Source organism: Xanthomonas sp. 1678 (genome assembly GCF_031455575.1).
Classification (GTDB): Bacteria; Pseudomonadota; Gammaproteobacteria; order Xanthomonadales; family Xanthomonadaceae; genus Xanthomonas_A.
In genome coordinates this window covers 207,325-229,501 of record NZ_JAVDSZ010000008.1, presented here as the reverse complement: position 1 = coordinate 229,501, position 22,177 = coordinate 207,325, and the positions used below count along the sequence as shown (strand labels likewise).

Below are 22,177 nucleotides of genomic sequence, written 5' to 3'. Positions count from 1 at the left end.
ATGCGAAAATCGAGACGAACTGGACAAAGTTCTCATGCAGTACGTACAAGGGTGTACGGATGGGCTTTCCGACTATCGGGCGTATGCCGCTATCGGATTTGAGCAGCAGGGGCACAATGCAGAGAACCAGATGTCGGATGAAATTCTATCAGAGGGAATCTCTGTGATTAGGCATGTGCTCAATCTTGCGGCTATCGTGCTGTTGACGTCCTGCGCTCTGAGCGAGTCTGATGAGCGATATGTTGACACGTACTACAAGTACCCACGTCTCTGCTCGGCGGCCGACTATGTAAAGTCGATTGATGATCCCGAGCGGATTGACTACTTCCTCGGTTCAATGAGGGTCAAGCCGCGACCGGCCTGCGTGGCAGAGCTCATTTCCCTGCAAGACGCGCAGTTCCTTTTCAAACTGCAGAAGGCCATCACGGATGTTGGAACGCCCAACGACAGAGTGCTTCTGATAGATGGCATCCTGCGAAAAGCGGAGCGCGGGGAAATGGAACGAAAAACGCTGGAAGCCCTGGATGTCGGTCGCTACTGCGTGGATCTGCCTCACGAACCCGGGGTATGCAGGAGAATGCAGAATCGGCTGCACGCGATCACCGGTGGCTGACAAGAGCCACCCGCCAGTGAGCGATCTGGCTCAGGCCCCGCCCTGGATGTCGGCCTTCACCGCCGGCTGCATCAGCTTCGGTTCGGCCAGGGTGGCATCGCGGGCCTCGCGCACTCTGAGAAACTCGGCTTCGGCCACGCCATCGTGCATATGGATGTTGTGCGCGTGCTGCTCGCCGATGGTGGTTTCGTTGGCGAACGCCTCGGTCGCGCCATGGTTGCCAAGGCGATGCAGACCGGCACGCCGCTCCGCCGCATACGCTAGCTCCTTCTGGCTTGCTCACCAAGTGATCAGCGGCGAACGATGCGTCCAGTCGCTGGAGGCCACCTGGTCCAGGACGAACGTCGCGACATCTGCCCGCGAGATGGATCCGCCATGGAAGCCGGTGAGATCGGTGAGTGCGCGGATATCGCCGCGGCCAGGCTTATCGTTGAGGACGGATGGGCGAACGAGTACCCAGTCGAGGCCGCTGTCGCGGATCAGCGCTTCCTGCCGATTCTTGTCGGCATACACGTGGCGCAGAAGCAGCGGAAAGATCAGCTTGTCGAACACGAATCCGCCATGGCCTGCGCTGTCGCCGGCACCGATGCCGGTGATGCCGATCAAGCGCGTGACCTGCTGCGCCTTCATCGCACTCACGAGCGCCCGCGTCGCGGTCGAGAGAAGGGTGACTTCACGTAGCGGGCTGGCAGGTGTGCCCAGCGCGCTGATGACGGCATCGCGGTCGTGGAGCGCCTGACGCAGGACCTTCTCGTCGCGGGCGTCGCCCACGATGAGCTGCGCGCCAGCCAGATGACGCGCTGCGTCGGCCGAGCGCACGAGCGCCGCGACGTCATATCCTCGGGCCACCGCTTGGCGGACGATGTGCCGGCCGGTGCCGCCGGTCGCGCCGAGGACCAGGATCTTTGGTCGGTCGCTAGTTTCAATGTCGTGTGTTTGCATGATGGCTGCCTCGGAAGACGGGACGCCTGTTGAGAGGTCGCCCGAGATGGAATCCCACGGATCAGCCAGGGATCACCCCTGGCTGGCAGGTTGCGGAGCGCTGTTGCCGGATCGCTGTGCGCAATGTGCCGTCCGCCATGCCCGAGGGCGGCAAGAACTTCAAGCGGCGCCGATTGCCGGGTAGTCGATGTAGCTTCCCGCCCTGTTGTGAAGCTGACGACCAACCCTGCGGCGCGCCGCTCAGCGCGGTGCGCCGAAGGGTTGGTGGGCGCAAGGTCAGGAGGAGGTCGCGACCCGGGTGGCGAACTCGCGGTAGGAGTACAGCGGGCGACCCAGCAGCGCGGTCAGCCGTTCGACGTCGCCGGTCTCGGGGATCATGCCGTCGCTGAGGAAGCGCTCGCTCATCAGGCGCATGTCGTAGGCCATCCAGCTCGGCATGAACTGGCGCAGGTTCTGCTCGAACCCGGCGGTGTCGTCGCCCGGGTAGGCGATCGGGCGGCCCAGCGCGTCGGTCCAGATCGCCGCGACGTCCGCACCGTTCAGGGTGTCGGGGCCGACCACGTTGATCCGGTCCAGCGGCAGCGGCGCGGCCGACTGCTCGCGGCGGATCAGTTCGATGGCCGCCACCTCGGCGATGTCGCGCGTGTCGACCATGGCCAGGCCTTTGTTGCCGATCGGCATCGGATAGATGCCGTATCCGCTCACCACATCCTTGATCGACAGATCGTTGTCGATGAAATAGGCCGGGCGCAGGATCGTGGCGTGCAGGCCCATCTGCTCGATCATGCGTTCCACGCCGTACTTGCCGGCGAAGTGCGGCACGTTGACGTACACGTCGCTGTGGATTACCGACAGGTAGACGATGCGCTCGATGCCGGCGCTGCGGGCGACGTTCAGTGTGATCAGCGCCTGGGTGTACTCGTCGGCCACCACGGCATTGAGCAGAAACAGGGTGGAGACGCCGGAGAAGGCGCCGCGCAGCGAGTCGACATCGAGCAAGTCGCCCTGGACGATATCGACGCTCGCCGGCAGCTTGGCCTTGGCGGGGTCGCGGACCAGCGCGCGGACATCGGCGCCGCGCTTGACGAGCTGTTCGACGACCTGGCGGCCGACAGTGCCGGTGGCACCGGTAACGAGAATGGTCATGATGATTCCTTGGTTGGGGTGGGTTTGCTGCAACTGGTTGGGGACGGTGTTTCGCTGGTTCGGTCTGCGTGTGGCCAAACGATAGGCGGTCCCACATTCAAAACAAAGCCACAAGAAATAGACAAGTTGTATCGAATTTGAGACGCTCAGGCCGTGGTACCTGAAGGTCGCGGCTCTGGAACAACCAGCTCCGCCAGACCGTCGACCCAGCGGCTCGTCGCCCCGGGTCGCCGGGGGCGGGATTGGGGATTCGGGATTCGCAAAAGCGGCGCGTCGATTCGGTCTCGAAGCATCTCTATGCGCTGCGCTTGATCGATCGAAACGACCGCAGTGCCGGCTCGGCTGACGGCTTGCCGGTATCGATCCGCGCAAGACAGGGTTCTGGCCTGCAGGCTGTTTCGCCAGAGGCCCGCCGCAGCCGACTGGGAGTCCTCTTGCTATAAGGCAACCCGGTTTTCGCGGGCGTGGCCGATGACGGGCAGACATCGCCGCCGTCCTGGAACCGAGAGGTCACGATCGTCGAGGCCATGATGCGGCTCTCCTAGCGACGCCCGGAGAGGGATCACGCAGCGGCACATGTCCGCGCCGCTGCACGCTGCTTCATCGATGCAGTGACAGGCCCTTGGTGGCCTTTTCGATGGCCTTCTTCGGTCCGCGCAGTCCGATTCCCACCAGATCCAGGTTGCCGGGGTCTTCGGCAGCGAATGCCTGGCGGTTGGCCTCGTCGTGCCCGGTCGAAAACATGGCGAACACATACGGCAGCACGGTGATCTCGCGTGCGAGCCCAACGCGGTGCGCGGCCTGGAGTCCGGCGAGATCGGCCTCGAACACCAGCATCGGCTGCCCGAGCATGTTGCCGTAGCGATGGCCGTTCGCATCGACGTAGGGTTCGCCCATGGCGTCGGGGGCGGCCGCGGCGATGCCGGTCGCCAGGAAGGCGACGACGTTCAACCGTTGCCAGGTCGCCAGGTCGTTGCGGACGATGAGGGCCACTTTGGTGTCGAACACGGGGAACTCCGCTGTCTGGACGTTGCGGCCATCCTCGGAGTTGCCGCGGATCGGATCTAGAACGCTTGTGCAGCGTCGCCGGCGCACAGCCGCTTGTAGGCGGCCGGGGTGAGCCGATAGGCGCGCTTGAACCAGCGGCCCAGATGGCTCTGGTCGGCGAAACCGACCTTGATCGCCACGTCTGCCGGTTCCTGCCCATTGGCCAGCAGCGCGCGGGCGACGCGCAGCCGCAGCCGGATGAGGTAGGCATGTGGCGACAGGCCGAAGCTGCGCTGGAATTGCCGGGTGAGGCGAAACCGGTCCATGCCGGCGTAGCCGGCGAGTTCGTCGAGGCCGACGTCGCGTTCCATCTGGTCGTGAAGAAATTCCCTGGCGCGCGCCATTCTCGCCGCCGAATCGCACGCGCCCTGCGCATCCGCCGACAGATGCCGGGACAGCAGGCCCATCATGCGATCCAGGCTCTGGTCCCGCGCCAGGCGGCCTTCCCCGTGGTGGACCGCGAGGAACGCCTGGCGTATCGCTGCGCTCAACCCCGCGTCTGCGGTCAAGGTGCTTCGGAACGCCGGTTGGATCGCGCAGATGTCCCATTGGCCGAGCCGCTGCAGCATCTCCGCCACCCAGGACTGCGGGAGGTAGAGCATCGCGTAGGTGAAGCCGTCCTCCGCGGGCGCATGCCCGTCGTGAACTGCCCCGGGCTCGATGAGGATGGCGCGCCCGGGCGTGCTGGTATGGAGCGATCGGTGGCAGTGGAACCGCTGCACGCCCTGCAGGGTCACGCCGACCAGCACTTCGTCGTGATCGTGGGGGTCGTAGGCGTGCCCGCGGAAATGCGCGTGCACGCTCTCGATGCCGGTTTCCTGATCGCGGCGGATCCTGACCCAGTCGTCGCTGGTGGTTTTGCGGGTGCTCGATGCCATTGGCTACTCTCGCAAGCGCGCGCCGTGCGCTTTAGTCCGCGCCGGGGAAGCCCAGCTGCCGCCAGGCTTCGAACACGACCACCGCGACCGCGTTGGACAGGTTCAGGCTGCGGTTGTGCGGGCGCATCGGTAGGCGCAGGCGTTGCGCCGGCGGCACTTGTTCCAGCACCTCGGCGGGCAGGCCGCGGGTCTCCGGGCCGAACAGGAACGCATCGCCGTCGGCGAAGGCCGGCGTGTCGTAGCGGGTGCTGCTGCGGGTACTGAGGGCGAACAGGCGGCGCGGGGCGATGGACTGCAGCGCGGCCTCCAGCGAGGCATGCACCTGCAGGCGTGCGTACTCGTGGTAGTCCAGGCCGGCGCGTTTGAGCTGCTTGTCGCCGAGGTCGAAGCCGAGCGGCTCGATCAGGTGCAGCTGCGCGCCGGTATTGGCGCAAAGGCGGATCGCATTGCCCGTGTTGGGCGGTATTTCGGGTTGGAACAGCAGGACGTGGAGCGTGGGCGTGGCGGTCATCGGCGCAGTTTACGCGCCGGCTCCGGCCTGCGCCGGCGAAGCGTGCGCAGGCTCAGCGGGTCAGGCTGGTGGTCAGGTCCTGGCTCAGGTTCTGCAGGCTCGGCTGCAACTGCAGCATCGCGCTGTCCAGGGCGCCGCTGACCGCGCTGCCGATCGCGAACATGCTCTGGGTGTCGGCGCTCGGGCGCACCTGCAGCGTCGCCAGGGTGACCACGCGCTGGCTCGCGGCCTGCTCGGCATCGCGCAGGGCGAGCTGGTCGGCGGACGGACGCACCTGCACCGAGGCCAGCGTGGCGATGCGGCTGGACAGTTCGGCATCGCGCTGCGCCAGCTGCTCGGCGGAGGGGCGGACCTGCACTGCGGCCAGGGTGGCGATGCCGCTGTTGCGCTCGAACGTGCGCTGGGCGATCTGCTCGGCGGACGGACGCACCTGCATGCTGCTCAGGGTGGTGGTGGGAGCGGCGATGGCCGGCGCGGCGAGCAGGGCGGCGATGGCAAAGGTCAGGGCGAAGGAAGCGGTTTTCATGGCGGGCCTCGTTGGTGTTGTTGAGCAGTGGTGTGGTAGTAAGGTAGTACACCTAATCAGGGGCTGCAAGCACTTTTTGCTGTTTTTTCTTTTCATTAAGCATTTGTTCATTATTTGCTTGGGCCGATCCTGGTGCAGGACTACAAAGCAGATCCTGTGCCAAGTCCAAACCTTTGTTCTTGAATGATTTTTTGAATTGCCCAGTGTCCGCGGGCGGACACACGGTCGCCTGCGTACGTCCGTCGTCCGGGGATTGCCCGCTGTAGGGCGGGCGTTGAGGCAATACGTTCAGGATCGGGCGTGCCGGCGACGGCCCGACCGGGCCGAACGGCATACGCGGGCGCCGGCGAGGCCCGTTACGATCCAGGTCTCGTCGTCTTTCCACCCATTGCTAAAAGGAACTTGCATGACCGTATCGATCCGCCCGCGTGGGGCCCTGCTGGCCATCGCCCTGTCCACCGCGCTCGGCGCGCTGAGCTATGCGCCGCCGTCGAGCGCGGCCAAGCAACCGGCCGCGGCGAAGGTGGATATCGCCTACGAGCAGTTCACCCTGCCCAATGGCCTGCGGGTGATCGTGCACACCGATCGCAAGGCGCCGATCGTGGCGGTCAACCTCTGGTACCACGTCGGCGCCAAGGACGAACCGGCCGGGCGCACCGGCTTCGCGCACCTGTTCGAGCACCTGATGTTCCAGGCCAGCGAGAACCACCGCGGCGAGTTCTTCGAACCGTTCAAGCAGGTCGGCGCGACCGACCAGAACGGCACCACCAACAGCGACCGCACCAACTATTTCGAGAACGTGCCGACCACCGCGTTGGACATGGCGCTGTGGATGGAGTCCGACCGCATGGGCCACCTGCTCGGCGCCATCGACCAGGCCGCGCTCGACGAGCAGCGCGGCGTGGTCCAGAACGAGAAGCGCCAGGGCGAGAACCAGCCCTACGGCCAGGCCTGGGACAAGCTGAGTCGCGCGCTGTATCCGAAGGGCCATCCGTATCACCATAGCGTGATCGGCTCGATGAACGACCTCAACGCCGCCTCGCTGGCCGACGTGAAGCAGTGGTTCCGCACCTGGTACGGCCCGAACAACGCGGTGCTGGTGCTGGCCGGCGACATCGACGTGGCCACCGCGAAAGAGAAGGTGGCCCGCTACTTCGGCGATATCCCGGCCGGGCCGAGCATGGCGCAGCCGCAGGTCGACGTGGCCCAGCGCCCGCAGTCCACCCGCGAGACGATGACCGACAAGGTGCCGCAGGCGCGCATCTACCGGGTGTGGAACGTGGCCCAGACCGGCACCGAGGACATCGACCGCCTGCAGCTGCTGGCGCAGGTGCTGGGCGGGGCCAAGTCGTCGCGGCTGGACCGGCGCCTGGTGCACGAGGACAAGCTGGTCGACCAGATCAGCGCCGGCGCCTGGCCGTCGCAGCTGGGGTCCGGCTTCGGCATCATCGCCACGGTGAAACAGGGCGTGGATCCGGCCAAGGTCGAGGCGGTGATCGACGAAGAGCTGCGCCGGCTGCTCGACAAGGGCCCGGACAAGGACGAACTGCTGCGCGCCAAGACCGCGTTCCGCGCCGGCTTCATCCGCGGCATCGAACGCATCGGCGGTTTCGGCGGCAAGGCCGATGCGCTGGCCGAGTGCACGGTGTTCACCGGCGATCCGGGCTGCTTCCGCACCTCACTGGCCACCATCGAGTCCACCCGCGCGCGCGACCTGAAGGCGGTGGGCCGCAAATGGCTGGGCAAGGGCGACCATACCCTGGTGGTGGAGCCGGGCGAGCGCGTGGCGCTGGCCGAGGAACCGGCGGTAGAGCCGGCGCCGCTGAACCCGCCGCCGGTCGATCCGAAGTACCGCGCGCTGCCCAGCGTCGTCGACCGCAGCGCCGGCCCGCCCAAGACCGCGCAGTTCCCGGAACTGAAGTTCCCGGCGTTGCAGCGCGCCACGTTGAAGAACGGCACCCGCCTGATCCTGGCCGAGCGCCACGACGTGCCGGTGGTGCAGTTCAGCTACGAATTCCCGGGCGGCTTCAGCGCCGACCAGGGGCGCAAGTCCGGTACCGCCAACTTCACCATGGGCATGCTCGACGAGGGCGCCGGCGACTACGACTCGCTGGGCTTCGCCGATGCCGCCGACACGCTGGGCGCATCGCTCAGCGCCGGCGCCTCGCTGGACGGCAGCAGCGCGCAGCTGTCGGCATTGAAGGAGAACCTGGCGCCGTCGCTGGCGCTGTATGCCGACATGCTGCGGCGCCCGCGTTTCGAGCCGAAGGAGATCGAGCGGATCAAGGCGACCCGGATCGCCGCCATCCGCCAGGAAAAGGCGCAGCCCAACGCAGTGGCGATGCGGGTGCTGCCGCCGCTGCTGTACGGCGACGGCCATCCGTATGCGATCCCGTTCAGCGGCAGCGGCACCGAGCCGGCGATCGCCGCGCTGCAGCGCGAGGACCTGGTCGGCTTCCAGCGCGACTGGATCCGTCCCGAGCAGGCCACCCTGGTGGTGGTCGGCGATACCGCCCTGGCCGAGATCGTGCCGCTGCTGGACGCGCAGTTCGGCGACTGGAAGGGCGAGGGCGCCGCGCCGGCGCTGCCGACGCTGGCGAAGGTGCCGCGCCCGGCCAAGCCGCGCGTGTACCTGATCGACCAGCCGGGCGCGGTGCAGGCCAACCTGTTCGCCGCCGAACTGGTGCCGCCGTCCACCGATCCGGCCTCGATCCGTTTCGACATCGCCAACGGCGTGCTCGGCGGCGACTTCACCTCGCGGTTGAACATGAACCTGCGCGAGAACAAGCACTGGTCCTACGGCGCGCGCAGCAGTGCGTCCAACGCGCTCGGCCAGCGGCCGTGGGCGGCGATGGCGCCGGTGCAGATCGACAAGACCGCGCCGGCGCTGCAGGAGATGCACAAGGAGATCAGCGCCTTCGCCAGCGGCAAGACGCCGCCGTCGACCGAGGAAGTGGCGCGCATCCGCAATATCCAGACCCTGAGCCTGCCCGGCGCCTACGAGACCGCCGGGTCGGTGCTCGGCACCATCGTCGGCATCGTCCGCAATGGGCGCCCTGACGACTATGTGTTCAAGCGCAAGGCCGAGATCGAGGCGATGACCCCGGCGCAGGTGCGCGAGGCGGCGGCGACGCTCGACGCGAACGCGCTGACCTGGGTGGTGGTGGGCGACCTGAAGCAGATCGAGCGCCCGGTGCGCGCGCTGAAGCTGGGCGAGGTGACGGTGATCGACGCCGACGGCAAGCCGCAGGGCGCGGCCGCGCCGGCGGCGCCCAAGCGCTGAGGTGGCGGCGCGAGGGCGGATGAACCGGGGGGCGGGTGAAGGTGCGTGCGAAGCTTCGCGCGGTCCATATCCGCGAGCCGCTTTGCGCCGTACCCTCACCCCAACCCCTCTCCCGGCGGGAGAGGGGCTAGGGCTGTTCCTTCTCCCATCGGGAGAAGGTGCCCCGTAGGGGCGGATGAGGGTACGGGCGAAGCCTCGTGTTCCCAATCCACGAGACGCTTCGCGCCAACCCTCACCCCAACCCCTCTCCCGGCGGGAGAGGGGCTTTGCATTGCGGCTATTCCTTCCCCCCATGGGAGAAGCTGGCGCGCAGCGCCCGATGAGTGCATGAGGAGCCCCGCGCAAGTAGGCTTCCACGCCTGGCGGGGCCGCCGGATCCGGCGGCGTCATTGCCAATTCAGCGATCTGCGGCACAATCCCGGTTCCTTCCATCTGCGGTCCCTGTCCATGCGCCTACCGATCGCGTTGTTGCTGCTCGCCAGTCTCGCCGCCTGCACCTGGGTGCCGATGGCGCCGGAAGGCAAGACCGTGCGCGTGCTGCCGCCAGGCCAGGCAGCGGCAGGCTGCGACAAGCGCGGCGAGGTGGTGGTGTCGGTGAAGAGCAACGTCGGCTTCTACCAGCGCAACCCGCTGCGGGTGCGCGAGGAACTGGAGACCCTGGCCCGCAACGAGGCGCCGGGCGTCGGTGCCAACACGGTGCAGGCGATGGGCGAGCCGGTCGAGGGCGACCAGCGCTATGCCGCCTACCAGTGCAGCGTTCGCTGAACCGGTTAAGCCATACGCTCTGTTCCAATTTGTTAAAGATGCGGTAAAACCGGGCAACCGCTAGAATTGGCGCCCCTTCGCCTTATCCCGGCGTACATCTCGATGCTCTTCAACAACGTCTCCATCGCGGGACTGGCGCATATCGATGCGCCGCACACGCTGACCTCCAAGCAGATCAACGAACGTCTGCAACCCACCTACGACCGCCTCGGCATCCGTACCGACGTGCTCGGCGACATCGCCGGCATCCATGCGCGGCGCATGTGGGACCACGACATGCAGGCGTCCGACGCGGCCACGCTGGCGGCACGCAAGGCGATGGCGGATGCGGGCATCGACGCCGGCCAGGTTGGGCTGCTGGTCAACACCTCGGTCAGCCGCGACTTCCTGGAGCCGTCCACCGCCAGCATCGTCTCCGGCAACCTGGGCGTGGGCGAGGAATGCATGACCTTCGACGTCGCCAATGCCTGCCTGGCCTTCATCAACGGCATGGACATCGCGGCGCGCATGATCGAGCGCGGCGAGATCGACTACGCGCTGGTGGTGGATGGCGAGACCGCCAACCTGGTGTATGAGAAGACCCTGGAGCGGATGACCTCCCCGGACGTGACCGCGCAGGCGTTCCGCGACGAGCTGGCCACGCTGACCCTGGGCTGCGGCGCCGCGGCGATGGTGCTGGCGCGTGCCGAGCTGGTCCCGGACGCGCCGAGCTACCGCGGCGGCGTGACCCGCTCGGCCACCGAGTGGAACACCCTGTGCCGGGGCAACCTGGACCGCATGGTCACCGATACCCGCATGCTGCTGATCGAGGGCATCAAGCTGGCGCAGAAGACCTTCATCGCCGCCAGGCAGGCGCTGGGTTGGGCGGTGGACGAGCTGGACCAGTTCGTGATCCACCAGGTCAGCCTGCCGCACACCCAGGCCTTCATCAAGAACTTCGGCATCGACCCGAAGAAGGTGATGACCATCTTCGGCGAGCACGGCAACATCGGCCCGGCCAGCGTGCCGATCGTGTTGAGCAAGCTGCGCGAACTGGGGCGCCTGAAGAAGGGCGACCGCATTGCGCTGATGGGCATCGGTTCGGGCCTGAACTGCTCGATGGCCGAGGTGGTCTGGTAGCTGGGACCGACTCTCCTGAACATGGACGTGTTAAAAAAAATGGATTTTTAGTACACGTTATTGCATCATGTTCGTTCTCCGAACATGTTTGACGCAGCCATGGAAGATGTGTCGAAGTTCAAGGCAGAGTTCCCCTACAACGATCTCCCGTTGCTACCCCCAACGGGAGATATCGAGACACGCAGCCTGCTCAAGGCCTGCATCGGCGCCAGAACCGCGTTGGCCGAGTTGAAACAGGCTACCGCGCTGTTGCCGAATCCCACGGTGCTGATCAACACGATCCCGATCCTCGAGGCTCAGGCCAGTTCGGAGATCGAGAACATCGTGACCACCACGGACGATCTGTTCCGCTACGCCGAGGATCAGGACAAGGCCCAGAAGCCTGCCACCAAGGAAGCGTTGCGCTATCGCAGCGCGCTCTACGAAGGCTTCCAGTCCTTGCGGCAGCGCCCTCTGTGCACGGACACCGCGGTGGTCGTCTGCAGCCGCATCAAGGCGGTGCAGATGCAGATCCGCCGCGTTCCCGGTACGGCACTGGCCAACGACCAGACCCAGCAGGTCATCTATACCCCGCCAGTGGGCGAGGCACTGCTGCGCGACAAGCTGTCCAACTGGGAGCGCTTCATCCACGAGCACACCGACATCGATCCATTGATCCGCATGGCGGTCGCGCACTATCAGTTCGAAGCCATCCATCCCTTCACCGACGGCAACGGCCGCACCGGACGCGTGCTGAACCTGCTGATGCTCATCGAGCAGGGGCTGCTCGACCTGCCTGTGCTGTATCTGTCGCGCTACATCATCCGCCACCGCAGCGACTATTACCGTCTGCTGCTGGACGTGACCCGGCACGGTCACTGGGCCGAGTGGATCCACTACATGCTCAGTGCCGTGGCCGAGACGGCTGCATGGACCACGGCCAAGATCCAGGCGATCCGTGGACTGGAGGCACAGGCGCGCGACTACATCCGCAATCATGCGCCAAAAGCCTACAGCCGAGAGCTGGTGGAGGTGATTTTCAACCAGCCCTACTGTCGTATCCAGAACGTCGTGGACATGGTGAGCGTGACCAGGCAGACCGCTGCGCGTCAGCTGAAAGAGTTGGTGGAGATTGGCGTGTTGCAGGAGCAGCGTCTGGGCAAGGAAAAACTGTTCCTACACCCTGCATTCCTGCGCCTGCTTTCCAACGACGACAATCAACTGCCTGCCTACCGCAGATCTGCGTGACATGAAATCCATTGGTGACCAGCAAATAGGCGACGTCTCGCTGAGACGATGGCGCAGCATTCATCGTAGGACTTGAGCTCGACGAGTGCGATTCTTCTACCTGCGGGAGTTGGGCGGATGCCTACGACGCAGGCTCCTTAGATATCTGATCGGATGCGATTCACATGAACTACCCCGGCTACCCCTTCACCCCGCAGCGCTTCCAGGTGCGTCCCGGGCTGACGATGTCCTATCTCGACGAAGGCTCGCGCGATGGCGAGGTGGTGGTGATGCTGCACGGCAATCCGTCGTGGAGCTATCTGTGGCGCACGCTGGTGGCGGGCCTGTCGGACCGCTACCGCTGCATCGTGCCCGACCATATCGGCATGGGCCTGTCGGACAAGCCGGACGATGCGCCAGGCGCGCAGCCGGGCTACGACTACACGTTGCAGTCGCGCGTGGACGATCTCGACGCGCTGCTGCGCCACCTGGGCATCGATGGGCCGGTGACGCTGGCGGTGCACGACTGGGGCGGCATGATCGGCTTCGGCTGGGCGCTGTCGCACCATGCCCAGGTCAAGCGGTTGGTGATCACCAACACCGCCGCATTCCCGTTGCCGGCGGCCAAGCCGATGCCGTGGCAGATCGCGATGGGCCGGCACTGGCGTCCCGGCGAGTGGTTCATCCGCACCTTCAACGCGTTCTCGGCCGGCGCCTCGTGGCTGGGGGTGTCGCGGCGCATGTCTGCCGACGTACGCCGCGCCTATGTGGCTCCCTACGACAGCTGGGCCAACCGCATCTCCACGATCCGCTTCATGCAGGACATCCCGCTGTCGCCCGCTGACAAGGCGTGGTCGCTGCTGGAACGTTCGGCGCAGGCGCTGCCATCGTTCGCCGACCGCCCGGCCTTCATCGCCTGGGGCCTGCGCGACATCTGTTTCGACCACCACTTCCTCGCCGGTTTCCGCCAGGCGCTGCCGCAGGCCGAGGTCATGGCGTTCGAGGATGCCAACCATTACGTGCTCGAAGACAAGCACGAGGTGCTGGTGCCGGCGATCCGCCGGTTCCTGGACACGCATCCGCTCTAGACGGCCGCGGCGGCATGCCGGCGGCTCAGGCGTCGTCCGGTAGCGGATTGCGCTCGGCGTCGCCGACGCCGCTCCAGTCGCTTGCAGTCAGCATGTGCAGCCCATGCGCCAGTCGCGACTTGTCGCACTGCGCGCTGCGTTCGCCGAACTCCAGCGACGCCGGTACCGCGGCGCAGACCGACGGCCGCCGGTCGTGGATCGTGCAGCGGCTGTAGCGGCCGATTTCCGCGTCCAGCGCCACGCAGCGCGGCTGCGCTTGCGAGGTGCCGCGCATCACCCGTTCGTGGGTGCGCAGGGGCTCGGTGAGATCGAACGGGACCCTGCCGCCCAGCTCGGGATCGGCTTCGCTCCAGTGGAAACTGACGCGGAAGTAGGCGCAGCAAGCGCCGCAGGTGAGGCAGGGGTGTGCCATGGGAGGCCGGGCCTTGCGCGGCAAAGAGCGTGGGGGGGCGCGGCATTCTGACCGAACCGCCGCGCGCTGCAAGCGCGGTGGCGTTCAGCCGTGCGCTGTCGCCGCGCGAGCGGCGAGCCGACGCCCGACGCCGATCCGCTCGCAGGATGCGGCGCGTTGGACCAACGCTGGCCTGCCACGGCAGGCGCCGGCGCATCGGCGATAATCCAACGATGACCACGACCACCCCCTGCAACATCGCCGCGACGCTGCCGCCGTTGGCGCGCGAGCGCCCCGACCAGATCGCCATCCGCTGCCCGGGCCGCCGGGGCGCCAACGGCCTGGCCGCCTACGACGTGACCCTGAGCTACGCGCAGCTGGATGCGCGCAGCGACGCGATCGCCGCCGGGCTGGGCGGCTACGGCATCGGCCGCGGGACGCGCACGGTGGTGATGGTGCGGCCGTCGCCGGAGTTCTTCCTGCTGATGTTCGCGCTGTTCAAGGCCGGCGCGGTGCCGGTGCTGGTGGATCCGGGCATCGACAAGCGCGCGCTCAAGCAGTGCCTGGACGAGGCGCAGCCGGAGGCGTTCATCGGCATCCCGCTGGCGCAGCTGGCGCGGCGCTTGCTGGGCTGGGCGCGCTCGGCGCGGCGCATCGTCACCGTGGGGCGGCGCTGGGCCTGGGGCGGCACCACGCTGGCGCAGATCGAACATGCCGGTCGCGGCGCCGGCAGCCAGCTGGCCGACACCGCGGGCGACGACGTGGCCGCGATCCTGTTCACCAGCGGCTCCACCGGCGTGCCCAAGGGCGTGGTCTACCGGCATCGCCATTTCGTCGGCCAGATCGAACTGATGCGCAACGCGTTCGGCATGCAGCCCGGCGGCATCGACCTGCCGACCTTCCCGCCGTTCGCCCTGTTCGACCCGGCGCTGGGGCTGACCTCGGTGATCCCGGACATGGACCCGACGCGGCCAGCCAGCGCCGATCCGCGCAAGCTGCACGACGCGATCGATCGCTTCGGGGTGACCCAGCTGTTCGGTTCGCCGGCGCTGATGCGGGTGCTGGCCGACTACGGCCGGCCGCTGCCGAGCGTGCGCTGCGCGACCTCGGCCGGCGCGCCGGTGCCGCCGGAGATCGTCGCCAGGATCTGCAGCCTGCTGCCGGAGGACGGCAAGCTGTGGACGCCGTACGGCGCCACCGAATGCCTGCCGGTGGCGGCGATCGAGGGCCGCGAGCTGCAGGACACGCGCGCGGCCACCGAAACCGGCGCCGGCACCTGCGTCGGTGCGGTGGTGGCGCCGAACGTGGTGCGCATCATCGCCATCGACGACGCGGCGATCCCCGACTGGTCGGGCGTGCGCGAGCTGCCGGCGGGCACGGTCGGCGAGATCACCGTGGCCGGGCCGACCACCACCGATACCTATTTCAACCGCGACGCGGCCACCCGCATCGCCAAGATCCGCGAGCGCCTGGACGACGGCAGCGAGCGCATCGTGCACCGCATGGGCGACGTCGGCTACTTCGACGCGCAGGGCCGGCTGTGGTTCTGCGGGCGCAAGACCCAGCGCGTGGAGACCGCGCACGGGCCGCTGTACACCGAGCAGGCCGAGCCGATCTTCAACACCTTGCCGTGGCTGCGCCGCAGCGCGCTGGTCGGGATCGGCGCGGCGGGCGCGCAGCGGCCGGTGCTGTGCTACGAACTACAGCCGGGCGTGGCGCCGCCGGCGCAGCCGCAGGCCGAGTTGCGCGCGCTGGCGCAGGCGCATCCGCACACCGCCGGCATCGCCGATTTCCTGTGCCATCCGGGCTTCCCGGTGGACATCCGCCACAACGCCAAGATCGGCCGCGAGAAACTGGCGCTGTGGGCCAAGGACCGCGTGCGCTGAGGCCGCGGCGATGGGCGAGCGCTATCGGCTGGACGACCTGCGCATCGACGTAGCGCGACAGCGAGTCGAGCGCGACGGCGTGGCGCTGGAGCTGGGCGGGCTGAGTTTCCGCCTGCTGCATTACCTGCTGCGGCAGGGCCAGCGCGTGATCGGGTTCGACGAGCTGATCGCGCAGGTGTGGGCGCCGGCGCTGGTCAACGAGGAGACCGTGACCCAGCGCGTGCGCCTGCTGCGGCAGGCGCTGGGCGATGCCTCGCGGCAGCCGCGCTACCTGCGTTCGGTGCGCGGCCAGGGCTACCAGCTGTGCGCGCCGGTACGCATCGAAGACGAAGGCGACAGCGAAGCGGCACAGCCAAGACGGCGTTGGCGCCGTGTGGCGATCGCGGCGGCCGTCGTGCTCGGCATCGGTACGCTGGCGGCGCTGGCCTGGCCGTGGCGGGCGCCGCCGCAGAAAGCCGAAGCGTCGCCGCTGCTGCAACGCGCCGACTACTACGCCGGCATCGGCCAGCGCGACGACAACGAACGCGCGATCGCGCTGTACCGGCAGCGCCTGCAGCAGGCGCCGGACGAGCCGCGCGCGCTGCTCGGACTCAGCCGCGGCTACAGCGCGCGGGTCTGCCAGTACGGCGGCGACGCGCAGTACGCCGCGCTCGCGCAGCGCCTGGCCACGCAGGTGATCGCCGCGCAACCGCAACTGGCGGCCGCGCATGCCGCGCTCGGTTACGCGCACGATTGCCGCGGCGACTATGCGGCGGCCCTGGCCGCCTACGAACGCGCGCTGCAGCTGGATCCGGGCGCCGATGCGGTGCGCGGCTCGGCCGCCTATCTGTACGAACGCAAGGGTCACCTTGCGCAGGCGCTGGCCGCCAATCTGCAGGTGCGCGATGCGGCGCGGGTGCGCTTCCTGCCGATCCAGATCGCCAGCAACCTCAACCTGCTCGGCTACGTCAGCGCCGCCGAAGCGCGCTATCGCGACAGCTTCCAACTGTATCCGGACAGCGCCTTCTCCAACCTGGCCTGGCCGGGGTTCCTGTTCGCGCATGGCCGCAGCGCCGAAGCGCAGGCGGCATTGGACGAGGCGCTGGGGCGCGGCACCGACTACGCCGGCCTGTACCTGCTGCAGGCGGAACTGGCGCTGGCGCAGGGCGATGTGGCGCGTGCGCGCCAGGCCAGCCTGCAGGCGCTGCGGCTGCGCCCGCACGGCAGCCTGGCGCAGACCGTGGCGTGGACGCTGGACGCACAGCCACGGCCTGCCGCGGCGGCGCTGCGCGCACGGGCGCAGGACCTGCTGCAGGGCGTCGCGCACGGCGCCGATCCGCTGGATGGGCTGGACGCGGCGCTGCTGCTGCAACTGGCCGGCGACCTGCCTGCGGCGCTGGACGCGTTGCGCCGCGCCCAGGCCGCCGGCTATCGCGATGCGGCCTATCTGCGGGTGTCGCCGCTGCTGGCGCCGCTGCGCGCGCAGGCCGGTTTCGCCGCGTTGCTGGTGCGCAACCAGGCCGACATCGCCGCCGAGCGCGCGCAGGTGCGCCGCGCCGGCCTGCTGCCGCAGGAGACCGGCGCGGCTACGGCAGCGCCTTGAGCACGTAGTCGGCGAGCAGCGCCTGCGACTGCGGATGCATCTTCGGCGTGTTGTAGGCGCTGCGGGTGATCACCACCACCAGGCGTTCCTCGGGCAGCACGAACACGTAGTTGCCGCCGTTGCCGGACATCGCCCACACCCCGCGTTCGGTGCCGCGCACCGGGAAGCGGAAGCGCCACAGCAGGTAGCCGTAGTCGGCGTCCTCGCGCGCCTGCGCGTGCACCGTGGTCATCGCCCGCACCCAGTCCGCCGACAGCACCTGGCGGCCGCGCCAGCGGCCCTGGTCGAGCAGCAGCTGGCCGAACTTGGCCAGGTCGCGGCTGCGGTAGCGGGTGCCGCCGCCGCCCATGCCCACGCCCTCGGCGGAGCGGCCCCAGCGGACATTGGTGATGCCGAGCGGCCGCTCCAGTGCCTGCGCGGCGAAGTCCTCCAGGCGCTGGCCGGTGGCCTTTTCCACCAGCGCGCCGAGCAGGAAGCTGCCGGCGGTGCAGTAGGAAAAGGCGCGGCCGTGCGGGCTGTCCTCGGGGCGGCGCATCCACGGCGCATAGCCCTTGATCGGCAGGTCCAGCGCGAACTGGGTCCAGTCGGCGCTCACGTACATGCGTTCCTCGTTGCCGCTGGAGAACGCGTTGTCGTCGTCGCATTCCAGTTGCGAACTCATCGTCAGCAGATCCTCGACGGTGGTCGCGCGCTTGCGCGGATCCGGCTGCTGCCAACGGCGATCGCCGAAGTAATCGTAGACCTTGGCCTGTGCGCTGGGCAGGCGGCCGCGATCGATCGCCGCGCCGACCAGCAGCGCGGTGATGCTCTTGGTCGCCGAACGGGTGTCTTGCAGGGTCTGGCGGTCGGCGTCGCCGAAGTAGCGCTCGTAGACCAGCGCGCCGTCGCGCACGATCAGCACACTGCTGGTGTGCGGCGCCTTGCCGTCGGCGATGGCCTGCTCCAGCGTCGCGAGTGTGGCCATGTTCCAGCCGGCGCTCCTGGCATCGGCGACCCGCCAGCCGTCGTCCAGCGCCGGCGGCGCGGTGGCGGGTGCGGTCGGGGACGGGGAGGTGGGAGCGGCGTGGGCGAGAGGCACGGCGAGGGCGAGCAGGACGCACGGCAGGAACGAAAGGCGCGACATGTGGAACTCCGGAAGGATGCGGTCCGCGCACTGCGCCAGCGCCGTGCCTGAAGTGCCTGATGTCCTCATGAAGAATTATGAAGTTCCGGCGGATCAATGACTTGGCGTGCGCCGCGGTGCCGTCCGCGCACGTCCGGATCGCCTTCCCGCGCGCCCCCGGCTATCGTGTGCGCCCTGGTGCGATCGGTGCGGCGCGATGAAGATTGTGGTGACGGGCGGTGGTGGATTCCTGGGCCAGGCGTTATGCCGCGGCCTGGTCGCGCGCGGGCACGAGGTGATCAGCTACAACCGCGGCCACTATCCGGAGCTGCAGGCGTTAGGCGTGGCCCAGGTGCGTGGCGACCTGACCGACGCGCAGGCGCTGCACCATGCGGTCGCGGGCGCCGATGCGGTGTTCCACAACGCGGCCAAGGCCGGCGCCTGGGGCAGCTACGACAGCTATTACCAGCCCAACGTGGTCGGCACCGAGAACGTGCTGGCCGCCTGTCGCGCGCACGGCGTGGGGCGCCTGGTCTATACCTCCACGCCGAGCGTGACCCACCGCGCCACCCATCCGGTCGAAGGCCTGGGCGCGGACCAGGTGCCGTACGGCGAAAACTTCCAAGCGCCGTACGCGGCGACCAAGACCATCGCCGAACGCGCCGTGCTGGCCGCCAACGATGCGCGGCTGGCGGTGGTGGCGCTGCGACCGCGGCTGATCTGGGGCCCGGGCGACAACCAGATCCTGCCCAAGCTGGTCGCGCGTGCGCAGGCCGGGCGCGTGCGCCTGGTCGGCCACGGCGACAACCTGGTCGATTCGACCTTCATCGACAACGCCGCGCAGGCGCACTTCGATGCGTTCGAGCACCTGCGCGTCGGCGCGGCCTGCGCCGGCAAGGCGTACTTCATTTCCAACGGCGAGCCACTGCCGATGCGCGAACTGTTGAACAAGCTGCTCGCCGCGGTCGGCGCGCCGCCGGTGACCAAGACCCTGTCGTTCAAGGCGGCCTACCGCATCGGCGCCGCCTGCGAAACGCTGTGGCCGCTGCTGCGCCTGCGCGGCGAGCCGCCGCTGACCCGCTTCCTGGCCGAGCAGCTGTGCACGCCGCACTGGTACAGCATGGAACCGGCGCGGCGCGATTTCGGCTATGTGCCGCAGGTCTCGATCGAGCAGGGCCTGCAGCGGCTGGCGTCATCATGGCGCCGCGACACTTCCGTCACTTCCTGACGACCGGCAGTTTCCGAAGATGGCGGCGCGCCAATTCGGCACGACAACTTTCGGACCTTGCCATGCTGCATTACGCCATCATCTTCTTCGTCATCGCCATCATCGCCGCCGTACTGGGTTTCAGCGGCATCGCCGGTGCGGCGACCAACATCGCCTGGATCCTGTTCGTGGTGTTCCTGATCCTGGCGGTGATCTCGATGTTCCGTCGCGGCAAGGTCTAGTCCTTCCGCTGCACCTGCGAACGGCCCGCGGTCACGGAGCGATGCTCCGCGACTGCGGGCCGTTTTGCATTGCGGGTAAGCGATTGCCGCCTTGGCAAATAGGCTATGCAATCGCGTGCCGCTTTTTGTTTGATTCAGGCATCGACGCATGTGTCGATGCGTGCGGTACGTGCAAATGTGCGCCGCGCCAGCATCGCCGCGGCAGCGCTTCGGCGCCTGTTCCGTGTTCCCCCGCGATGTGTCCACCGCGTGCACAGTGCCGCATCCTGCGCGTGGCGCGATCCGTGCCGGATCGTCGGCATATAGCAGGAACCCCTCGCGCTCGCTGGCATGCCGGCGGCCCTGCTTGTCGATGCCGATCAGGTGGCCTCGACGCGCTGCGGGTCCAGCGCATCGACGATGGTGCGCGCCGACTGCAGCCAGATCTCGTGCGCGGCCGACTTGCCGCCGAAGATGGTGCCGACCCGGGTCCTGCGCATCGCCGCCGCTCCCGCCATTGCCCGATGAAGGGCCGCTAGCCTGGGCCATCGCCCGCGCGGCGGGGGAAGGGCGCCGGATCGCGCGGTGACGGAGCGGGCGGCGGCAGGGATGGACGCCGTTCGCGCGGCTTGCCACCATAGGCGACTCAGGGGATAGGGGAAATGCGATGCGACATTGGACGTTCGTGGCCGGCCTTGCGCTGGCCTGCATGGCATGCGCGCAGGCCGAGCCGGCGCCGCTGGATCTGACCCCCTATCTGAAGCGCGACCAGTTCGAGCGGGTCAAGATCTCGCCGACAGGTGCCTACTACGCCGTCACCCAGCCGATGGAGGACCGGACCGGCCTGGTGGTGGTGCGCCGCAGCGACAAGCAGCTGTCCGCCAGGGTCATCGGCGGCGCCGACTCGGTGGTCGACGATTTCTGGTGGGCCAACGACGAGCGGATCGTGGTGTCGATGGCCGAGCGTCTCGGCGCGCGCGACGAACCGGTGGCGATCGGCCAGCTGCACGCCATCGACGCCGACGGCAAGAATCCGCGCCTGCTCGCCAGCCCCTATGGGATGAACGACGCGGTCAACGCGACCACGCTCAAGGCGGGCCTGGATCCGTCGGTGTACATGCTCGACACGCTGCCGCAGGATCCGCGCTACGTGCTGGTGTCGGTGGTGGCGCCCAGCAGCGATCCCACCATCCGCATCGACAAGCTGGATATCTACAACCACCGGCGCGTGCCGGTGGCGACCGCGCCGGTGTCGCGCGCGAGCTTCGTCGCCGACCACAGCGGACGCGTGCGTTTCGCCAATGGTGCCGATAGCGCCAATGCCGGCAAGCTCTTCTACCGCGACGACAGCAGCACGCCGTGGCGGCTGATCAACGACGAAACCAGCAGTTTCCAGCGCACCTATCCGTTGGGGTTCTCCGCCGACGACAAGCTCGCCTATCTGCAGGTGGAGCAGGCCAGCGGCCCGGACGCGGTGGTGTCGTGGGATCCGGCCACCGATCGCTATTCGCCCTTGCTACGCGACCCGCAGGTCGACCCCTACCGGGTGTTGCGCGACCTCGACGGCAAGACGCCGATCGGCGTGTCGTTCATGACCGATCGGGTGCGCAACCGTTTCTTCGACGACAACGCGCCGACTTCGCGGCTGTATCGCTCGCTGGAAAAGGCGTTCGATGGCGATGCGGTGTTCATCACCTCGGCAACCACCGATCGCCGGCTGCTGCTGCTCTACGTCTGGAGCGACCGCAACAACGGCGACTACTTCCTGTTCGATACCGCCGACAAGTCGGCCAAGCGCGTGTTCAGCCGGCGCGAATGGTTCCAGCCAAGCCAGGTGCCGCCCAGCCGCGCGGTGAGCTTCAAGGCCAGGGACGGGGTGTCGCTGCACGGATACCTCACCGTGCCGCTGCAGGCCCCGGCCGGCAAGCCCTTGCCGATGGTGTTGTTGCCGCACGGCGGGCCGTTCGGCGTGTTCGACGCCTGGGATTTCGACGACGACGCGCAACTGCTCGCTGCGGCCGGCTACGCGGTGCTGCGGGTCAATTACCGCGGTTCGGGCAACTACGGCCGTGCCTTCACCCAGGCCGGCGCGAAGGAATGGGGCGGACGCATGCAGGACGACCTGACCGACGCCACGCGCTGGGCCGCCGCACAGGGCATCGCCGATGCCTCGCGCATCTGCATCTATGGCGCCAGCTACGGCGCCTACGCGGCCCTGATGGGCGCAGCCAGGGAGCCGGACCTGTACCGCTGCGCCGCCGGCTATGTCGGCGTGTACGACCTGGAGACGATGTACCGCGACCAGTCGCGGCGTGCGCGCTGGGCCAGGAACTGGGCGGGCGACTGGCTCGGCGAACGCGGCACTCTGGCCGCGCGCTCACCGGTCAATCTCGCCGATCGCATCCGCGCACCGGTGTTCCTGGCCGCGGGCGGCAAGGACGAGCGGGCGCCGGTGCAGCACACCGAACGCATGGAAAAGGCGCTGAAGAACGCCGGCGTGCCGGTGGAGTCGCTGTACTTCCCCAACGAGGGCCATGGCTTCTACACCGAACCGCACCGCCGCGCGTACTACACCCAGCTGCTGGCGTTCCTGAGCAAGCACCTCGGCGGCGCGCAGGCGCAGTAGCGCGTCGCGCGTCGCCGTCCGCCGCGCGTACGGTCCTG

Annotated in this window: 20 protein-coding genes and 2 pseudogenes; 11 read left to right on the top strand and 11 right to left on the bottom strand. The window is 68.1% G+C overall.

Annotation, left to right across the window (positions count from 1 at the left end; all coding sequences use genetic code 11):
* Positions 1–34: 34 nt before the first annotated feature.
* Complete coding sequence (locus tag J2Y70_RS15620) at positions 35–613, top strand: hypothetical protein (RefSeq protein WP_309919425.1); 579 nt, start codon at positions 35–37, stop codon at positions 611–613.
* Between the two features lie 30 nt (positions 614–643).
* Here the strand turns inward: J2Y70_RS15620 and J2Y70_RS15615 are convergent.
* The 8 genes and pseudogenes from J2Y70_RS15615 to J2Y70_RS15580 form a co-directional block, all read right to left on the bottom strand.
* Positions 644–811 (bottom strand): annotated as a pseudogene (locus J2Y70_RS15615) (MBL fold metallo-hydrolase); the annotation flags it as partial.
* A gap of 81 nt (positions 812–892) precedes the next feature.
* The gene (locus J2Y70_RS15610) at positions 893–1,555 is read right to left on the bottom strand and encodes an SDR family oxidoreductase (protein ID WP_309919422.1); all 663 of its coding nucleotides are present in this window, start codon (positions 1,553–1,555) and stop codon (positions 893–895) included.
* A 276-nt stretch (positions 1,556–1,831) separates the two neighbouring features.
* Positions 1,832–2,701, bottom strand: coding sequence for an NmrA/HSCARG family protein (locus J2Y70_RS15605; RefSeq protein WP_309919418.1), 870 nt, complete (start codon positions 2,699–2,701; stop codon positions 1,832–1,834).
* A 600-nt stretch (positions 2,702–3,301) separates the two neighbouring features.
* Positions 3,302–3,709 (bottom strand): DUF2000 domain-containing protein, encoded by a 408-nt coding sequence (locus J2Y70_RS15600; RefSeq protein ID WP_309919415.1) that lies wholly within the window; start codon positions 3,707–3,709, stop codon positions 3,302–3,304.
* 56 nt (positions 3,710–3,765) lie between these two features.
* Positions 3,766–4,626: an AraC family transcriptional regulator gene (locus tag J2Y70_RS15595; RefSeq protein ID WP_309919412.1), complete on the bottom strand. Its 861-nt coding sequence runs from the start codon at positions 4,624–4,626 to the stop codon at positions 3,766–3,768.
* 31 nt (positions 4,627–4,657) lie between these two features.
* A complete protein-coding gene (locus J2Y70_RS15590) occupies positions 4,658–5,137 on the bottom strand; it encodes a tRNA (cytidine(34)-2'-O)-methyltransferase (protein ID WP_309919409.1) in 480 nt (159 codons plus the stop codon).
* A gap of 52 nt (positions 5,138–5,189) precedes the next feature.
* Positions 5,190–5,663: a hypothetical protein gene (locus J2Y70_RS15585; RefSeq protein ID WP_309919406.1), complete on the bottom strand. Its 474-nt coding sequence runs from the start codon at positions 5,661–5,663 to the stop codon at positions 5,190–5,192.
* Between the two features lie 52 nt (positions 5,664–5,715).
* Positions 5,716–5,997, bottom strand: coding sequence for a hypothetical protein (locus J2Y70_RS15580; RefSeq protein WP_309919403.1), 282 nt, complete (start codon positions 5,995–5,997; stop codon positions 5,716–5,718).
* 72 nt (positions 5,998–6,069) lie between these two features.
* On the opposite strand from J2Y70_RS15580, the gene J2Y70_RS15575 reads away from it, so the two are divergent.
* The 5 genes from J2Y70_RS15575 to J2Y70_RS15555 all read left to right on the top strand — a co-directional run bounded on the left by J2Y70_RS15575 (position 6,070) and on the right by J2Y70_RS15555 (position 13,124).
* Positions 6,070–8,946 carry a pitrilysin family protein gene (locus J2Y70_RS15575; RefSeq protein ID WP_309919400.1) on the top strand — a complete coding sequence of 959 codons (2,877 nt, stop codon included), beginning with the start codon at positions 6,070–6,072 and terminating at the stop codon, positions 8,944–8,946.
* Between the two features lie 447 nt (positions 8,947–9,393).
* Entirely contained in the window at positions 9,394–9,711 is a 318-nt protein-coding gene (locus tag J2Y70_RS15570) for a DUF4156 domain-containing protein (RefSeq protein WP_263396254.1), read from the top strand.
* Positions 9,712–9,813: 102 nt separating this feature from the next.
* Positions 9,814–10,830 carry a 3-oxoacyl-ACP synthase III gene (locus J2Y70_RS15565; RefSeq protein ID WP_263396253.1) on the top strand — a complete coding sequence of 339 codons (1,017 nt, stop codon included), beginning with the start codon at positions 9,814–9,816 and terminating at the stop codon, positions 10,828–10,830.
* 84 nt (positions 10,831–10,914) lie between these two features.
* Complete coding sequence (gene fic, locus J2Y70_RS15560; protein ID WP_309919395.1) at positions 10,915–12,057, top strand: protein adenylyltransferase Fic; 1,143 nt, start codon at positions 10,915–10,917, stop codon at positions 12,055–12,057.
* A gap of 164 nt (positions 12,058–12,221) precedes the next feature.
* Positions 12,222–13,124: an alpha/beta fold hydrolase gene (locus tag J2Y70_RS15555; RefSeq protein ID WP_309919394.1), complete on the top strand. Its 903-nt coding sequence runs from the start codon at positions 12,222–12,224 to the stop codon at positions 13,122–13,124.
* Positions 13,125–13,149: 25 nt separating this feature from the next.
* On the opposite strand, the gene J2Y70_RS15550 is transcribed toward J2Y70_RS15555, so the two are convergent.
* Positions 13,150–13,536 carry a YkgJ family cysteine cluster protein gene (locus J2Y70_RS15550; protein ID WP_263396251.1) on the bottom strand — a complete coding sequence of 129 codons (387 nt, stop codon included), beginning with the start codon at positions 13,534–13,536 and terminating at the stop codon, positions 13,150–13,152.
* Positions 13,537–13,748: 212 nt separating this feature from the next.
* Here J2Y70_RS15550 and oleC point away from each other — a divergent pair, with 212 nt between their 5' ends.
* Complete coding sequence (oleC, locus tag J2Y70_RS15545) at positions 13,749–15,401, top strand: olefin beta-lactone synthetase (RefSeq protein WP_309919389.1); 1,653 nt, start codon at positions 13,749–13,751, stop codon at positions 15,399–15,401.
* A 10-nt stretch (positions 15,402–15,411) separates the two neighbouring features.
* A complete protein-coding gene (locus J2Y70_RS15540) occupies positions 15,412–16,983 on the top strand; it encodes a winged helix-turn-helix domain-containing protein (protein WP_309919386.1) in 1,572 nt (523 codons plus the stop codon).
* Here J2Y70_RS15540 and J2Y70_RS15535 read toward each other — a convergent pair.
* Positions 16,967–18,106: a serine hydrolase gene (locus J2Y70_RS15535; protein ID WP_309919383.1), complete on the bottom strand. Its 1,140-nt coding sequence runs from the start codon at positions 18,104–18,106 to the stop codon at positions 16,967–16,969. The two genes, J2Y70_RS15540 and J2Y70_RS15535, sit on opposite strands and share 17 nt — an antisense overlap.
* 196 nt (positions 18,107–18,302) lie before the next feature.
* Here J2Y70_RS15535 and oleD point away from each other — a divergent pair, with 196 nt between their 5' ends.
* Together oleD and J2Y70_RS15525 are read left to right on the top strand one after the other, a co-directional pair.
* Entirely contained in the window at positions 18,303–19,313 is a 1,011-nt protein-coding gene (gene oleD, locus J2Y70_RS15530) for a 2-alkyl-3-oxoalkanoate reductase (protein WP_309919381.1), read from the top strand.
* A 62-nt stretch (positions 19,314–19,375) separates the two neighbouring features.
* Entirely contained in the window at positions 19,376–19,534 is a 159-nt protein-coding gene (locus J2Y70_RS15525) for a DUF1328 domain-containing protein (RefSeq protein ID WP_003468167.1), read from the top strand.
* Between the two features lie 258 nt (positions 19,535–19,792).
* Here the strand turns inward: J2Y70_RS15525 and J2Y70_RS15520 are convergent.
* Positions 19,793–20,013 (bottom strand): annotated as a pseudogene (locus J2Y70_RS15520) (D-alanine--D-alanine ligase A); the annotation flags it as partial.
* A gap of 209 nt (positions 20,014–20,222) precedes the next feature.
* On the opposite strand from J2Y70_RS15520, the gene J2Y70_RS15515 reads away from it, so the two are divergent.
* The gene (locus J2Y70_RS15515) at positions 20,223–22,139 is read left to right on the top strand and encodes a S9 family peptidase (protein ID WP_309919512.1); all 1,917 of its coding nucleotides are present in this window, start codon (positions 20,223–20,225) and stop codon (positions 22,137–22,139) included.
* Positions 22,140–22,177: the final 38 nt, after the last annotated feature.